24 protein-coding genes are annotated in these 13,040 nt (G+C 63.4%); all 24 read right to left on the bottom strand.

Annotated elements, in window-relative coordinates; all coding sequences use genetic code 11:
* Positions 1-670, bottom strand: a 670-nt coding sequence (locus tag CWO89_RS04650; protein WP_130577488.1) for an adenylate kinase, incomplete at its 3' end; no start/stop codon positions are given.
* Between the two features lie 79 nt (positions 671-749).
* Complete coding sequence (gene secY / locus CWO89_RS04655; protein ID WP_130577489.1) at positions 750-2,081, bottom strand: preprotein translocase subunit SecY; 1,332 nt, start codon at positions 2,079-2,081, stop codon at positions 750-752.
* A 141-nt stretch (positions 2,082-2,222) separates the two neighbouring features.
* Positions 2,223-2,711, bottom strand: coding sequence for a 50S ribosomal protein L15 (gene rplO / locus CWO89_RS04660; protein ID WP_130577490.1), 489 nt, complete (start codon positions 2,709-2,711; stop codon positions 2,223-2,225).
* Positions 2,712-2,731: 20 nt separating this feature from the next.
* Positions 2,732-2,926, bottom strand: coding sequence for a 50S ribosomal protein L30 (rpmD, locus tag CWO89_RS04665; RefSeq protein WP_028168147.1), 195 nt, complete (start codon positions 2,924-2,926; stop codon positions 2,732-2,734).
* Between the two features lie 38 nt (positions 2,927-2,964).
* Complete coding sequence (rpsE, locus tag CWO89_RS04670) at positions 2,965-3,537, bottom strand: 30S ribosomal protein S5 (RefSeq protein ID WP_027583269.1); 573 nt, start codon at positions 3,535-3,537, stop codon at positions 2,965-2,967.
* Between the two features lie 60 nt (positions 3,538-3,597).
* On the bottom strand, positions 3,598-3,957 hold the full coding sequence (gene rplR / locus CWO89_RS04675; protein ID WP_130577491.1) for a 50S ribosomal protein L18: 360 nt from the start codon (positions 3,955-3,957) through the stop codon (positions 3,598-3,600).
* An 11-nt stretch (positions 3,958-3,968) separates the two neighbouring features.
* Positions 3,969-4,502: a 50S ribosomal protein L6 gene (gene rplF, locus CWO89_RS04680; protein WP_130577492.1), complete on the bottom strand. Its 534-nt coding sequence runs from the start codon at positions 4,500-4,502 to the stop codon at positions 3,969-3,971.
* Positions 4,503-4,516: 14 nt separating this feature from the next.
* Positions 4,517-4,915, bottom strand: coding sequence for a 30S ribosomal protein S8 (gene rpsH, locus CWO89_RS04685; RefSeq protein WP_130577493.1), 399 nt, complete (start codon positions 4,913-4,915; stop codon positions 4,517-4,519).
* Positions 4,916-4,928: 13 nt separating this feature from the next.
* A complete protein-coding gene (gene rpsN, locus CWO89_RS04690) occupies positions 4,929-5,234 on the bottom strand; it encodes a 30S ribosomal protein S14 (protein WP_130577494.1) in 306 nt (101 codons plus the stop codon).
* A gap of 47 nt (positions 5,235-5,281) precedes the next feature.
* Entirely contained in the window at positions 5,282-5,839 is a 558-nt protein-coding gene (gene rplE, locus CWO89_RS04695; RefSeq protein ID WP_130577495.1) for a 50S ribosomal protein L5, read from the bottom strand.
* Entirely contained in the window at positions 5,832-6,146 is a 315-nt protein-coding gene (gene rplX, locus CWO89_RS04700; RefSeq protein WP_028168154.1) for a 50S ribosomal protein L24, read from the bottom strand. Before rplX ends, rplE begins: the two co-directional genes overlap by 8 nt.
* Positions 6,146-6,514, bottom strand: a complete 369-nt coding sequence (gene rplN, locus CWO89_RS04705; protein WP_028168155.1) for a 50S ribosomal protein L14 — start codon at positions 6,512-6,514, stop codon at positions 6,146-6,148. The genes rplX and rplN overlap by 1 nt, the downstream gene beginning before the upstream one ends.
* 81 nt (positions 6,515-6,595) lie before the next feature.
* Positions 6,596-6,844, bottom strand: coding sequence for a 30S ribosomal protein S17 (gene rpsQ, locus CWO89_RS04710; RefSeq protein ID WP_027583261.1), 249 nt, complete (start codon positions 6,842-6,844; stop codon positions 6,596-6,598).
* A 10-nt stretch (positions 6,845-6,854) separates the two neighbouring features.
* Positions 6,855-7,061, bottom strand: a complete 207-nt coding sequence (gene rpmC / locus CWO89_RS04715) for a 50S ribosomal protein L29 (RefSeq protein ID WP_130577496.1) — start codon at positions 7,059-7,061, stop codon at positions 6,855-6,857.
* Between the two features lie 5 nt (positions 7,062-7,066).
* The gene (rplP, locus tag CWO89_RS04720) at positions 7,067-7,480 is read right to left on the bottom strand and encodes a 50S ribosomal protein L16 (protein ID WP_028168157.1); all 414 of its coding nucleotides are present in this window, start codon (positions 7,478-7,480) and stop codon (positions 7,067-7,069) included.
* Between the two features lie 30 nt (positions 7,481-7,510).
* A complete protein-coding gene (rpsC, locus tag CWO89_RS04725) occupies positions 7,511-8,209 on the bottom strand; it encodes a 30S ribosomal protein S3 (RefSeq protein ID WP_130577497.1) in 699 nt (232 codons plus the stop codon).
* Positions 8,210-8,231: 22 nt separating this feature from the next.
* Positions 8,232-8,618 carry a 50S ribosomal protein L22 gene (rplV, locus tag CWO89_RS04730; RefSeq protein ID WP_028168159.1) on the bottom strand — a complete coding sequence of 129 codons (387 nt, stop codon included), beginning with the start codon at positions 8,616-8,618 and terminating at the stop codon, positions 8,232-8,234.
* A gap of 10 nt (positions 8,619-8,628) precedes the next feature.
* On the bottom strand, positions 8,629-8,907 hold the full coding sequence (gene rpsS, locus CWO89_RS04735; protein ID WP_027583256.1) for a 30S ribosomal protein S19: 279 nt from the start codon (positions 8,905-8,907) through the stop codon (positions 8,629-8,631).
* A gap of 12 nt (positions 8,908-8,919) precedes the next feature.
* A complete protein-coding gene (rplB, locus tag CWO89_RS04740; protein WP_028168160.1) occupies positions 8,920-9,753 on the bottom strand; it encodes a 50S ribosomal protein L2 in 834 nt (277 codons plus the stop codon).
* 13 nt (positions 9,754-9,766) lie between these two features.
* Positions 9,767-10,066 (bottom strand): 50S ribosomal protein L23, encoded by a 300-nt coding sequence (locus CWO89_RS04745; RefSeq protein ID WP_028168161.1) that lies wholly within the window; start codon positions 10,064-10,066, stop codon positions 9,767-9,769.
* Positions 10,063-10,683: a 50S ribosomal protein L4 gene (rplD, locus tag CWO89_RS04750; protein ID WP_130577498.1), complete on the bottom strand. Its 621-nt coding sequence runs from the start codon at positions 10,681-10,683 to the stop codon at positions 10,063-10,065. Before rplD ends, CWO89_RS04745 begins: the two co-directional genes overlap by 4 nt.
* Position 10,684: 1 nt before the next feature.
* Positions 10,685-11,404, bottom strand: a complete 720-nt coding sequence (rplC, locus tag CWO89_RS04755) for a 50S ribosomal protein L3 (RefSeq protein ID WP_130225562.1) — start codon at positions 11,402-11,404, stop codon at positions 10,685-10,687.
* A gap of 52 nt (positions 11,405-11,456) precedes the next feature.
* The gene (rpsJ, locus tag CWO89_RS04760) at positions 11,457-11,765 is read right to left on the bottom strand and encodes a 30S ribosomal protein S10 (protein ID WP_002712302.1); all 309 of its coding nucleotides are present in this window, start codon (positions 11,763-11,765) and stop codon (positions 11,457-11,459) included.
* An 83-nt stretch (positions 11,766-11,848) separates the two neighbouring features.
* Positions 11,849-13,039, bottom strand: a complete 1,191-nt coding sequence (gene tuf, locus CWO89_RS04765) for an elongation factor Tu (RefSeq protein ID WP_027583251.1) — start codon at positions 13,037-13,039, stop codon at positions 11,849-11,851.
* Position 13,040 lies beyond the last annotated feature (1 nt).

Here is a 13,040-nt window from a genome sequence, read left to right on the forward strand (position 1 = left end):
CGGGCGCCTTGGCTCCCTTTCGGGCGGCTCCAGAGGCGGAGCGCTTGGCTGGAGAGGCTCGCCGTGCCGCCTTGGGTTCCGTGGCGCCGAGCGCCTCCAGGATCCGGTTGATTTCACCCGTAACGTGCTCGATGGTCATCATGCCATCTACAGTCAGCAGCTTGCGGCGCTCGGAATAGTAGTGAATCAGGGGTTCAGTCTGGGCGCGGTAGCTTGCCAGCCGCTTGGTCAGCACTTCCGGCGTATCGTCGGCGCGGACTTCCTCGCCGCGCGCCCGCGTCTCGGTGGCGCGCTTCTCCACCCGCTCGAGCAGCGCGTTCTCATTGACGCGAAGCTCGACCACGGCGTCGAGCTTGAGGCGCTTCTTCTTCAAGAGGTCATCCAGCGCCTCGGCCTGCGGAACCGTGCGCGGAAAGCCGTCGAGGATGAAGCCGTTCTTGGCGTCGGGCTGATCGATCCGATCGGAGATGATGCCGATCACGATCTCGTCGGGCACCAGCCCGCCCGCGGCCATGATGTCCTTGGCCTGCAGCCCGATCGGCGTGTCGGCGGCAACCGCGGCGCGCAGCATCTCGCCAGTCGAGAGCTGGACAATACCGTGTTTCTGAACCAGCCGCTGGGCCTGGGTCCCCTTGCCCGAGCCCGGCGGCCCCAAAAGGATCAATCTCATGATTTTTCGCCCCCCGGCTTGGTGAGCGCGATCCGCACACCCTTGGTTTTGACTTTTACGCCGCCCGCATTCCGCTCTATCAGCGGCGACGGCCCCTGAGCTTGGACTTTCTGATCAGCCCTTCATACTGATGGGCAAGCAGATAGCCCTGAACCTGTGCCACCGTATCCATGGTCACGCTGACCACGATCAGAAGCGAGGTACCGCCAAAGTAGAACGGCACGGAGGCGTAGGAAATCAGAATCTCCGGGATGAGACATACGATCGCAATATAGATCGCGCCAACCACTGTGACGCGCGACAGCACATAGTCGATGTACTCCGCCGTGCGCTCGCCAGGCCGAATGCCCGGGATGAAGCCACCATGCTTCTTCAGGTTGTCGGCGGTCTCGGTCGGGTTGAACACGATCGCCGTGTAGAAGAAGGCGAAGAACACGATCAGGGCGAGGTAGAGAATCAGGAACAGCGGCCGGCCGTGGCTGAGCTGGGTGGTGATCCACTGCATCCATTCCGGGCCCTTGCCGGCATTGAAGTTCGCGACCGTGGTCGGCAGCAGCAGCAGCGAGGACGCGAAGATCGGCGGGATCACGCCGGAGGTGTTGAGCTTGAGCGGCAGATGCGAGGACTGGCCCTCGAACATCTTGTTGCCGACCTGGCGCTTCGGATACTGGATCAGGAGCCGGCGTTGCGCGCGCTCCATGAAGACAATGAAGGCGATCACGGCGACCGCCATCACGATCACGACCAAAATCAGGCCGGTCGACATCGCGCCCTGGCGGCCGAGTTCGAGCATGTTGGCCAGCGCCGCCGGCAGTTCCGCGACGATGCCGGACAGAATGATCAGCGAAATGCCGTTGCCGATGCCGCGCGAGGTGATCTGCTCACCCAGCCACATCAGGAACATGGTGCCGCCAGTCAGCGTGATCGCTGTCGAAAGACGGAAGAACATGCCGGGGTCGGTGACGACGTTGCCGGCGCCCTCGAGGCCCACCGCGATGCCGTAAGACTGGAACAGGGCCAGGATCACGGTGAGGTAGCGGGTGTACTGGTTCAGCGTCTTGCGTCCGGCCTCGCCTTCCTTCTTCAGCGCCTCGAGTTGCGGCGAGACGGTGGTCAGGAGCTGGATGATGATCGATGCCGAGATGTACGGCATGATGTTCAGCGCGAAGATCGCCATGCGGTGGATGCCGCCGCCGGCGAACATATTGAACATGCCGAGGATGCCGCCGGCCTGGGAGCGGAACACCTGCTCCCACACGTTGGGGTCGATGCCGGGTAGCGGGATGTAAGTGCCGAGCCGATAAACAAGCAGCGCACCCAGCGTGAACCAGATGCGCTTCTTCAGCTCTTCGGCCTTGCCGAGCGCTGCGAAATTGAGGTTGGACGCGAGTTGTTCCGCTGCTGAGACCATGTTTCGGCTTTCTCCCGGAGCCCCCGCCGACGTCCCCCACGGGATCATCGGCGGACACCGGACATTATTTGGTGCTCGGCTTCGATAAGTCCAACGTTCTCTGCCGTCCCTGCCTGCGCGAGCCAGGCAATGACGCAGATGTTACGCCGCCTCGCCTTCGTCCTTCTTGGCGGGCGCCAGGATCTTCACCGTGCCGCCGGCCTTCTCCACCGCGGCGACCGCGGACTTGGAGGCGCCATGCACCTCGATGTTGAGCTTGGCCGTGAGCTCGCCGCGGCCGAGCAGCCGCACGCCGTCCTTGGCGCGGCGCAGCACGCCCGACTTCACCAGCGCTTCCGCGTTCACGACCGCTCCGGCGTCGAGCTGCTTGGCGTCGACCGCCTGCTGCAATCGGTCGAGATTAACTTCCGCGAAATCGAGCCTGAAGATGTTGTTGAACCCGCGCTTGGGCAGGCGGCGATGCAGCGGCATCTGGCCGCCTTCAAAGCCCTTGATGCGCACGCCGGTACGCGCGGTCTGGCCCTTGCCGCCACGGCCGCCGGTCTTGCCCTTGCCCGAACCGATACCGCGGCCGATGCGCATGCGCTTCTTGCGCGAACCGGGATTGTCGGCGATCTCGCTGAGCTTCATCGCCCTTCTCCTTGTCTGTCTTAACCCTCGCCGACGACGCGGACGAGGTGTTGAACCTTGCTGATCATGCCGCGAACCTCAGGAGTGTCCTGATGCTCGGCAACCCGGCCGATCTTGTTGAGCTTGAGGCCGATCAGCGTCGAACGCTGCGAATGATGGCGGCGAATCGGGCTGCCGATCTGCTCGACCTTGATCGTCTTTGCGGCCTGGGCCATCTCTTGAAACTCCAGATAGCGCGCTGGCTTAGCGCGAGTTATTCAGCCACCACTTCTGCATCGCCACCGACGCGGCGGGCCTGCAGGGTGGATACCTTGATGTTGCGGCGCGCAGCGACCGATCGCGGCGAATCCTGGTTCTTGAGCGCGTCGAAGGTGGCGCGAACCATGTTGTAGGGATTCGACGAGCCGATCGACTTCGCAACCACGTCCTGAATGCCGAGCGTCTCGAACACCGCACGCATCGGGCCGCCAGCGATGATGCCGGTACCGGCCGGCGCGGCACGCAGGTAGACGCGGCCGGCGCCGTGACGGCCGGCGATGTCGTGATGCAGCGTGCGGCCTTCGCGCAGCGCCACGCGGGTCAGGTTGCGCTTGGCGGACTCGGTTGCCTTGCGGATCGCTTCCGGCACTTCGCGCGCCTTACCGTGGCCGAAACCGACCCGGCCCTTCTGGTCGCCGATCACGACCAGCGCCGCAAAGCCGAAGCGCTTGCCGCCCTTCACGACCTTTGCCACGCGATTGATGTGCACGAGCTTGTCGACGAACTCGCTGTCGCGCTCCTCGCGCTCCCTGCTCCGTTCGCGTCCGCCGCGTTCGCGTTCTGCCATGGTGTTTTCCAATCTCTAGAAAGGCTTATGCCTCAGTCCTAATATCCGCTCGAAACTTGCTCAGAAGCTCAGTCCGCCTTCGCGGGCCGCATCGGCAAGCGCCTTGACGCGCCCGTGATAGAGATAGGCGCCGCGGTCGAACACGACTTCCTTGACGCCCTTCTGCGTGGCGCGCTCGGCGAGCAGCTTGCCGACGGCCTTGGCTGCATCGATATTCGCACCCGTGTTGCTGCCATCGCGCATCGACTTCTCGAGCGACGAGGCCGACGCCAGCGTCTCGCCCTTCTGATCGTCGATCACCTGGGCGTAGATGTGCTTGGACGAGCGGAACACCGACAGACGCGGACGCCCGCCCCCGGAACGGCGCAGCGCCAAGCGTACGCGTTGCTTGCGCCGGGCATTGGTAACCTTCAGTGACATGACCGGCTCCGTTACTTCTTCTTGCCTTCCTTGCGGAAGATGAATTCGTTGGCGTACTTCACGCCCTTGCCCTTGTAGGGCTCCGGCGGACGATAGGCGCGGATCTCGGCCGCAACCTGCCCCACGCGCTGCGAATCGATGCCCGAGACCGTGATTTCGGTCGGCTTCGGCACCGCGATCGAGATGCCCTCCGGGATCGGGTAGATGACGTCGTGGCTGTAGCCGAGCGCGAGCTGCAGGTTCTTGCCCTGCATCGCGGCGCGGTAGCCGACGCCCGTGATCTCGAGCTTCTTCTCAAAACCCTTGGTGACGCCTTCGACCAGGTTGGCGACCTGAGCACGCGCGGTGCCGTACATCGCCTGCGCGCGGTTGGTGTCCACCCGCGGAGCGACCTTGACCTGGCCGTTCTCGAACTTCACCTCGACGTCGTTATGCACGACGAACTGAAGCTGGCCCTTCGGCCCCTTCACCTTCACCGTCTGCCCGTCGACAGTCGCCGTCACACCCGACGGGATCGCCACAGGCCTCTTGCCAATACGTGACATGGCTCAATCCTTCCTCAGAACACCGTGAAGAGAACTTCGCCGCCCACGTTCGCGTCGCGCGCTTCGTGGTCAGCCATGATTCCCTTCGGCGTCGACAAAACGGAGATGCCGAGACCGTTGTTCACGCGCGGCAGGTTCTTCACCGACGTGTAGACCCGGCGGCCCGGCTTCGACACGCGCTCGATCTCGCGGATGACCGGCTCGCCGTCGAAATATTTCAACTCGATCTCGAGCTCGCTGCGGCCGGACGAATGCTCGACGCTGGCGTAACCGCGGATATAGCCTTCCGCCTTCAGCACCTCGAGCACGTTCTGGCGCATCTTCGAGCCCGGGCTCGAGACCTTCGACTTCGAGCGCATCTGCGCGTTGCGGATGCGGGTGATGAGATCAGAGATCGGATCGTGCGTTGACATCTTCCGACCCTCCTTACCAGCTCGACTTCACGAGGCCCGGGATCAGGCCCTTGGAGCCGAGCTCGCGCAGCGCGATGCGGGACAACTTGTTCTTGCGATAGTTCGAGCGCGGGCGGCCCGTCAGCTCGCAACGATTCCGGATCCGGGTCGCCGACGAGTTGCGCGGCATTTCCGCAAGCTTCAAGGTCGCCGCGAAACGCTCTTCCATCGGCTTGGTCTTGTCGGCGATGATCGCCTTCAACCGGGCGCGGCTCGCGGCGGCGTTCTTGGCCATCCGCTTGCGCCGGTTGTTCTTCTCGACTGCACTCTTCTTTGCCATGCGTGGCTCCTTACGTTTCCGCGTTTGAGAGGCTGTTCGTCAGCGTCTCACTGCCGGAACGGGAAATTGAAAGCGGTCAACAAGGCGCGAGCCTCGTCGTCGGTCTTGGCCGTGGTACACACGGTGATGTCCATGCCCCGCGCTTCCGAGACCTTGTCGAAGTCGATCTCGGGGAAAATGATGTGCTCCTTGATGCCGAGCGAATAGTTGCCGCGGCCATCGAAGCTCTTCGGGTTCAGCCCGCGGAAATCGCGCACGCGCGGCAGCGCGACGGTGACCAGGCGATCGATGAACTCGTACATGCGCGCCTTGCGGAGCGTGACCTTGCAGCCGATCGGCTGGTTCTCGCGCAGCTTGAAGGTCGCAATCGCAACCCGCGAATAGGTCACGATCGCCTTCTGGCCGGCGATCTGCGTCAGCTCGGCGGCAGCGGTCTCGGCCTTCTTGCGGTCGTTGACGGAATCGCCGACGCCCATGTTGAGCACGACCTTGTCCAGCCGTGGCACCTGCATCGCGTTCTCGTAACCGAACTTCTCGGTCAGCAGGCCGCGAATCTTCCTGTCATATTCCGTGCGCAAGCGCGGCACATAAGCGGTCTCAGCCATCGATCTCTGCTCCCGAGCTCTTGGCAATGCGAACCTTCTTGCCATCAGCCTGAATCTTGAACCCGATGCGGGTCGGCTTTCCGTCCTTGCCGACATACGCGACGTTGGAGAGGTGGACCGGCGCCTCCTTGGAGATGATGCCGCCCTCCTGGTTCTGGGTCTGCTTCTGGTGACGCTTCACCATGTTGACGCCGCGCACCAGCGCGGTGTTTTCGGCCGGACGCACTTCGAACACTTCGCCGGTGCGGCCCTTGTCGCGGCCGGTCAGCACGATGACCCTGTCACCCTTGCGGATCTTGGCAGCCATCACAGCACCTCCGGCGCAAGCGAGATGATCTTCATGTGGTTCTTGGCGCGCAGCTCGCGCGGCACCGGCCCGAAGATACGGGTGCCGACCGGCTCGGACTGGTTGTTGACCAGCACGGCGGCATTGCGGTCGAAGCGGATGACCGAGCCGTCGGGGCGGCGAATGTCCTTGCGGACCCGCACCACGACCGCCTTCATGACGTCGCCCTTCTTCACCTTGCCACGCGGAATGGCTTCCTTGATCGACACAACGATAATGTCGCCCACGGTGGCATAGCGGCGCTTGGAGCCTCCAAGCACCTTGATGCACATGACACGGCGTGCGCCTGAATTATCGGCCACGTCGAGGTTGGTCTGCATCTGAATCATTGATGCACCTCGTCCTCTTTCTGCGCTTCACTTGCGCTCAAAATTTTCCTGACATTCTCCGGCTTCGAAGCCGAATGCGCGTCAGGCCGTTTGCTTCTGCTCGCCCCGGATCACGATCCAGCGCTTCAACTTCGAGATCGGCTTCGATTCCTCGATCCACACCGTGTCGCCCGGCTTGAACTGGTCGCTCTCGTCGTGCGCGTGATAGTTCTTCGAACGGCGGATCGTCTTCTTGTAGATCGGATGGGTGAAGCGGCGATCGACGCGCACCACCACCGTCTTGGCTTGCTTGTCGCTGACGACCACGCCCTGTAGCGTACGTTTCGGCATGTCCGGCCTCTTACTTCTTCTTCGCGCGCTGCTGCGCGGCGATGGTCTTGATACGGGCGATGTCGCGGCGCGCTTCCTTCAGCCGCGAGGTGTTCTCGAGCTGACCGGTGGCGCGCTGGAAGCGCAGGTTGAACCGCTCCTTCTTCAGATTGAGGATCGCGTCCTCCATCTGGTCGGCGCTCATCGCGCGGATATCCTCGACTTTCATCTGGGCCATCTCGGTTACTCCGCGATGCGCGCGACGAAGCGCGTCTTGATCGGCAGCTTGGCGGCGGCCAAGGTCAGCGCCTCGCGCGCGACCTGGTTGGTGACGCCGTCGATCTCGAACAGCACACGACCGGGCTTGACGCGGGCCACCCACAATTCCGGCGCGCCCTTGCCGGAGCCCATGCGCACTTCGGCGGGCTTCTTCGACACCGGCAAATCAGGGAACACGCGGATCCAGACGCGGCCGGCGCGCTTCATGTGGCGGGTCAGCGCGCGGCGAGCGGCCTCGATCTGGCGCGCGGTGACGCGTTCCGGCTCGAGCGCCTTCAGGCCGAACTGGCCGAAGGACAACGTCGCGCCCGAAGTCGCAACGCCGTGGATGCGGCCCTTATGCGCCTTCCGGAACTTCGTTTTCTTTGGTTGCATCATGGCGTTAAGCCCTCAAACTCTCATTTGCCGTTAGGCGGCGTCGCGACGGGACCGCGGGCTCTCGCCCTCGGCCATCCGCTTGTCCTGGGCCATCGGATCGTGCTCGAGGATTTCGCCCTTGAAGATCCAGACCTTGACGCCGCAGGTGCCGAAGGTGGTGAACGCGGTGGCAACGCCGTAGTCGACGTCGGCGCGCAGCGTGTGCAGCGGCACCCGGCCCTCGCGGTACCATTCCATGCGCGCGATTTCAGCGCCGCCCAACCGACCCGAGCAGTTGATACGGATGCCCTCGGCGCCAAGACGCATCGCCGACTGCACCGCCCGCTTCATGGCGCGGCGGAACGCAACGCGGCGCTCGAGCTGCTGCGCGATCGATTCAGCGACCAGCGTCGCATCGAGCTCCGGCTTGCGGATTTCGACGATGTTGATGACGACGTCGGAAGCCGTGATGTCGGCAACCTTCTTGCGCAGCTTGTCGATGTCGGCGCCCTTCTTGCCGATCACGACGCCCGGACGCGCCGAGTGGATCGTCACCCGGCACTTCTTGTGCGGGCGCTCGATCACGATGCGCGCCACTGCGGCCTGCTTGAGCTCCTTGTGCAGGATCTCGCGGATCTTGACGTCCTCATGCAGCAGCTTGCCGTATTCAGCCTTGCCGGCAAACCAACGCGAATCCCAGGTCCGGTTGATGCCGAGACGCAGCCCGATCGGATTGATCTTTTGACCCATCTTATTCTCCTGCGCTTCTTCTTTAAGCGCTCGCCTCGGCCTCGACCTCACGAACCACGATCGTGAGATGCGAGAACGGTTTGTAGACACGGCCCGAACGGCCACGGCCGCGCGGGGCAAAACGCTTCATGACGAGGCCATTGCCGACATGAGCCTCGGCGACGACGAGATCGTCGACCTCGAGGTCGTGGTTGTTCTCAGCATTGGCAATCGCCGATTCCAGGCACTTCTTGACGTCGACCGCGATCCGCTTGCGCGAGAACTGCAGGTCGGCGAGTGCAGCCGAAGCCTTGCGGCCACGGATCATCTGCGCGACAAGGTTCAGCTTCTGCGGGCTGACGCGCAGCATCCGGGCGACGGCCTTGGCCTCATTGTCCGCGAGGACACGTTCGCGCTTTGGTTTGCTCATCGCTTAATCCTCAAGCCCTCTTGGCTTTCTTGTCGCCAGAGTGGCCGTGGAAGGTACGTGTCGGCGAGAACTCGCCGAACTTGTGACCCACCATTTCCTCGTTCACCGAAACCGGCACGTGCTTCTGACCGTTGTAGACGCCGAAGGTCAGGCCCACGAACTGCGGCAGGATGGTCGAGCGGCGACTCCAGATCTTGATAACGTCGTGACGGCCGGACGCGCGCGCGGCATCTGCCTTCTTGAGCAGCGATGCCTCGACGAACGGGCCTTTCCAGACTGAACGAACCATGTCCGGCGTTCCTTACTTCTTCCGCTTGTGGCGGCTTAGGAGAATGAATTTGTTGGTCGACTTGTTCGAGCGCGTCTTCTTGCCCTTGGTCGGCTTGCCCCACGGTGTCACCGGGTGGCGGCCGCCCGAGGTGCGGCCTTCACCGCCGCCATGCGGGTGGTCGATCGGGTTCATGACGACACCGCGGTTGTGCGGGCGCCAGCCGAGCCAGCGGGTGCGGCCGGCCTTGCCGATCGAGATGTTCATGTGATCGGGATTCGACACCGCGCCGATCGCGCCGCGGCAACGGCCGTGCACCAGGCGCTGCTCGCCCGAGTTCAGGCGGATGATGACGTAGTCCTGGTCGCGGCCGACGATCTGGGCATAGGTGCCGGCGGAGCGCGCAAGCTGACCACCCTTGCCGATCTTCAGCTCGATGTTGTGGACGATCGTGCCGACCGGCATGTTGCCGAGCGGCATCACGTTGCCCGGCTTGACGTCGACATAGCTGCCGGCCACCACCGTGTCGCCTGCGGCGAGCCGCTGCGGCGCCAGGATGTAGGCCTGCTCGCCGTCCTGATACTTGATCAGCGCGATGAAGGCGGTGCGGTTCGGGTCATATTCCAGCCGCTCGACGATCGCCGGCACATCCACCTTGTCGCGGCGGAAGTCGACATTGCGATAGGCCTTCTTGTGGCCGCCGCCGCGGAAGCGCACGGTGATGCGGCCGGTATTGTTGCGGCCACCGTTCGATTGCTTGCCCTCGGTGAGCGCCTTGACCGGCTTGCCCTTATAGAGCGCCGAACGATCGACCATCACCAGCTGGCGCTGGCCCGGCGTCGTTGGATTGTAGGTTTTCAATGCCATCGTCGTTACGCCCTTATAGTCCGGTAGTCACGTCGATGCGGTGGCCCTCTTCCAGGGTCACGATCGCGCGCTTGGTGTCCGACTGCGAACCGAAATTGCCGCGGAACACCTTGGTCTTGCCTTTGCGCACCAGTGTGTTCACGCTCTTGACCTTGACGTCGAAGAGCTTCTCGACCGCTTCCTTGATCTGCGGCTTGGTGGCCTTGGAGGCTACCTTGAACAGCACCTTGTTGTGCTCGGAGGCGAGCGTCGCCTTTTCGGTCACAACGGGCGCGACGATGACGTCGTAGTGGCGCGGATCGATATTCTTCATTTGAAGCGCGCCTCCAGCGCATCGACGGCCGCCTTGGTCAGGACCAGCTTCTGGCGGCGCAGGATGTCGTAGACGTTGATACCCTGGATCGGCAGCACGTCGATATTCGGAATGTTGCGGGCCGCGGTCGCGAAACCGTTGTTGAGCTCGGCGCCGTCGATGATCAGCGCATTGGTGAGCCCGAGGCCGGAGAAGTGACCGACCAGCGCCTTGGTCTTGGCTTCCTTGATGTCGGCGCTGTCAAGCACGACAAGGCCGCCGTCCTTGGCCTTGGCCGACAAAGCATGCTTGAGCGCGAGCGCACGCACCTTCTTCGGCAGGTCGGTCGCATGCGAGCGAACCACCGGACCGAAGGCGCGGCCGCCGCCACGGAACTGCGGCACGCGCGCCGAGCCGTGACGGGCACCGCCGGTGCCCTTCTGCTTGTACATCTTCTTGCCGGTGCGCCAGATCTCGGCGCGACCCTTGGCCTTGTGCGTGCCGGCCTGGCGCTTGTTGAGCTGCCACTGCACGCATCGCTGAATGATGTCGGCGCGCGGCTCGAGGCCGAAAATGGCGTCGGAAAGCTGGACCGAGCCGGCTTCCTTGCCCTCAAGGGTGGTGACTTTCAGTTCCATCTCACGCACCCTCCTGCTCGGCCGGCGCCTCGGCAGCCTGCTCGCCCGCAACCTTGAACTTGCCGGGCTTCGGAGCTTCCTTCGGCAGCGGCTTCTTGATGGCGTCGCGCACCCTGATCCAGCCGCCCTTGGAGCCGGGAACGGCGCCTTCGACCAGGATCAGGCCACGCTCGACATCGGTCTGGACGACGCGAAGGTTGAGCGTGGTGATTCGATCGACACCCATATGGCCGGGCATCTTCTTGTTCTTCCAGGTCTTGCCGGGATCCTGACGGCCGCCGGTCGAACCGATCGAACGGTGCGAGATCGACACGCCGTGGGTGGCGCGCAGACCGCCGAAATTCCAGCGCTTCATGCCGCCGGCAAAGCCCTTACCGATCGAGGTGCCGGTAACGTCGACGAACTGACCGACCACGAAGTGATCGGCCTGGATCTCGGCGCCGACCGGAATCAGCGCATCCTCGGAGACGCGGAATTCCGCGACCTTGCGCTTCGGCTCGACCTTGGCGACGGCGAACTGGCCGCGCTCGGCCTTCGGCATGTACACGGTCTTGCGCGAGCCCGAGCCGAGCTGCAGCGCAACATAACCGTTCGTTTCAGTGGTGCGGTGGCCCAGCACCTGGCAGTTGCCGAGCTTCAGCACGGTCACGGGGATATGTTCGCCGGCCTCTGTAAAGACCCGCGTCATCCCGACCTTTTGTGCGATCACTCCGGAGCGCATCGGCGTGGTTCCTGTTCTCTTTCGTCCACTCGCGCGGACTTCAATCCAAAACTTAGAGCTTGATCTCGACGTCGACACCGGCGGCCAGATCGAGCTTCATGAGAGCATCGACGGTCTGCGGGGTCGGATCGACGATGTCGAGAAGGCGCTTGTGGGTGCGCATCTCGAACTGTTCGCGGCTCTTCTTGTCGACGTGCGGCGAACGGTTGACGGTGAACTTCTCGATGCGGGTCGGCAGCGGAATAGGACCGCGAACCTGGGCACCGGTGCGTTTCGCCGTGTTCACGATCTCGCGGGTCGACGTATCGAGAATACGATGGTCGAACGCCTTGAGACGGATGCGGATATTCTGGCCGTTCATTGCCGTACTTTCTTTGGTGAGTGGCGAGTAGCGAGTAGCGAATAGAAATTCCTATTCGCCACTCGCCATTCCCTATTCGCTTCTTACTCGAGGATCGAGGCGACGACGCCGGCGCCGACGGTGCGGCCGCCCTCGCGGATGGCGAAGCGCAGCTTCTCCTCCATCGCGATCGGCACGATCAGGTGCACTTCCATCGCGATGTTGTCGCCCGGCATCACCATCTCGGTGCCCTCAGGCAGATGCACGACACCGGTCACGTCGGTGGTGCGGAAGTAGAACTGCGGGCGGTAGTTGGTGAAGAACGGGGTGTGACGGCCGCCCTCTTCCTTGGTGAGGATGTACGCTTCGGCCTTGAACTTGGTGTGCGGCTTGACCGAACCCGGCTTGCACAGCACCTGGCCACGCTCGACTTCCTCGCGCTTGGTACCGCGGAGCAGCGCACCGATGTTGTCGCCTGCCTGGCCCTGATCGAGCAGCTTGCGGAACATTTCGACGCCGGTGACGGTGGTCTTCTGAGTGTCGCGCAGACCGACGATCTCGATTTCGTCGCCGACCTTGACGATGCCGCGCTCGACACGGCCGGTCACCACGGTGCCGCGGCCCGAGATCGAGAACACGTCTTCGACCGGCATCAGGAAGGGCTGGTCGATCGGACGCTCCGGCTGCGGAATGTACTCGTCGACATTGCGCATCAGCTCGAGAACCGCGTCATGGCCGAGCTTCTTGTCGCTGTCTTCCAGAGCGGCCAGCGCCGAACCCTTGACGATCGGGATCTTGTCGCCGGGGAAGTCGTACTTCGAGAGCAGCTCGCGCACTTCGAGCTCGACGAGCTCGAGCAGCTCCGGATCGTCGACCATGTCGCACTTGTTGAGGAACACGACGAGCGCGGGAACGCCGACCTGGCGGGCGAGCAGGATGTGCTCGCGGGTCTGCGGCATCGGGCCGTCGGCAGCCGACACGACGAGGATCGCACCGTCCATCTGGGCGGCGCCGGTGATCATGTTCTTCACGTAGTCGGCGTGGCCGGGGCAGTCGACGTGGGCGTAGTGGCGGTTCTTGGTCTCGTACTCGACGTGAGCGGTCGAGATCGTGATGCCGCGCGCCTTCTCTTCCGGGGCCTTGTCGATCTGGTCGTAGGCGGTGAACGTCGCACCGCCGGTTTCCGCCAGGATCTTGGTGATCGCGGCGGTCAGCGAGGTCTTGCCATGGTCGACGTGACCGATGGTGCCGATGTTGCAGTGCGGTTTGTTACGCTCAAATTTTGCTTTGGCCATT

The sequence above is a fragment of the Bradyrhizobium sp. Leo170 genome, from assembly GCF_004296405.1.
Classification (GTDB): domain Bacteria; phylum Pseudomonadota; class Alphaproteobacteria; order Rhizobiales; family Xanthobacteraceae; genus Bradyrhizobium.

Excerpts from the sequence above, each read along its gene's own strand:
- secY (WP_130577489.1), bottom strand. The coding sequence starts at position 2,081 with ATGGTCTCAGCAGCGGAACAACTCGCGTCCAACCTCAATTTCGCAGCG.
- rplO (WP_130577490.1), bottom strand. The coding sequence starts at position 2,711 with ATGAAGCTCAGCGAGATCGCCGACAATCCCGGTTCGCGCAAGAAGCGC.
- rpmD (WP_028168147.1), bottom strand. The coding sequence starts at position 2,926 with ATGGCCCAGGCCGCAAAGACGATCAAGGTCGAGCAGATCGGCAGCCCG.
- rpsE (WP_027583269.1), bottom strand. The coding sequence starts at position 3,537 with ATGGCAGAACGCGAACGCGGCGGACGCGAACGGAGCAGGGAGCGCGAG.
- rplR (WP_130577491.1), bottom strand. The coding sequence starts at position 3,957 with ATGTCACTGAAGGTTACCAATGCCCGGCGCAAGCAACGCGTACGCTTG.
- rplF (WP_130577492.1), bottom strand. The coding sequence starts at position 4,502 with ATGTCACGTATTGGCAAGAGGCCTGTGGCGATCCCGTCGGGTGTGACG.
- rpsH (WP_130577493.1), bottom strand. The coding sequence starts at position 4,915 with ATGTCAACGCACGATCCGATCTCTGATCTCATCACCCGCATCCGCAAC.
- rpsN (WP_130577494.1), bottom strand. The coding sequence starts at position 5,234 with ATGGCAAAGAAGAGTGCAGTCGAGAAGAACAACCGGCGCAAGCGGATG.
- rplE (WP_130577495.1), bottom strand. The coding sequence starts at position 5,839 with ATGGCTGAGACCGCTTATGTGCCGCGCTTGCGCACGGAATATGACAGG.
- rplX (WP_028168154.1), bottom strand. The coding sequence starts at position 6,146 with ATGGCTGCCAAGATCCGCAAGGGTGACAGGGTCATCGTGCTGACCGGC.
- rplN (WP_028168155.1), bottom strand. The coding sequence starts at position 6,514 with ATGATTCAGATGCAGACCAACCTCGACGTGGCCGATAATTCAGGCGCA.
- rpsQ (WP_027583261.1), bottom strand. The coding sequence starts at position 6,844 with ATGCCGAAACGTACGCTACAGGGCGTGGTCGTCAGCGACAAGCAAGCC.
- rpmC (WP_130577496.1), bottom strand. The coding sequence starts at position 7,061 with ATGGCCCAGATGAAAGTCGAGGATATCCGCGCGATGAGCGCCGACCAG.
- rplP (WP_028168157.1), bottom strand. The coding sequence starts at position 7,480 with ATGATGCAACCAAAGAAAACGAAGTTCCGGAAGGCGCATAAGGGCCGC.
- rpsC (WP_130577497.1), bottom strand. The coding sequence starts at position 8,209 with ATGGGTCAAAAGATCAATCCGATCGGGCTGCGTCTCGGCATCAACCGG.
- rplV (WP_028168159.1), bottom strand. The coding sequence starts at position 8,618 with ATGAGCAAACCAAAGCGCGAACGTGTCCTCGCGGACAATGAGGCCAAG.
- rpsS (WP_027583256.1), bottom strand. The coding sequence starts at position 8,907 with ATGGTTCGTTCAGTCTGGAAAGGCCCGTTCGTCGAGGCATCGCTGCTC.
- rplB (WP_028168160.1), bottom strand. The coding sequence starts at position 9,753 with ATGGCATTGAAAACCTACAATCCAACGACGCCGGGCCAGCGCCAGCTG.
- CWO89_RS04745 (WP_028168161.1), bottom strand. The coding sequence starts at position 10,066 with ATGAAGAATATCGATCCGCGCCACTACGACGTCATCGTCGCGCCCGTT.
- rplD (WP_130577498.1), bottom strand. The coding sequence starts at position 10,683 with ATGGAACTGAAAGTCACCACCCTTGAGGGCAAGGAAGCCGGCTCGGTC.
- rplC (WP_130225562.1), bottom strand. The coding sequence starts at position 11,404 with ATGCGCTCCGGAGTGATCGCACAAAAGGTCGGGATGACGCGGGTCTTT.
- rpsJ (WP_002712302.1), bottom strand. The coding sequence starts at position 11,765 with ATGAACGGCCAGAATATCCGCATCCGTCTCAAGGCGTTCGACCATCGT.
- tuf (WP_027583251.1), bottom strand. The coding sequence starts at position 13,039 with ATGGCCAAAGCAAAATTTGAGCGTAACAAACCGCACTGCAACATCGGC.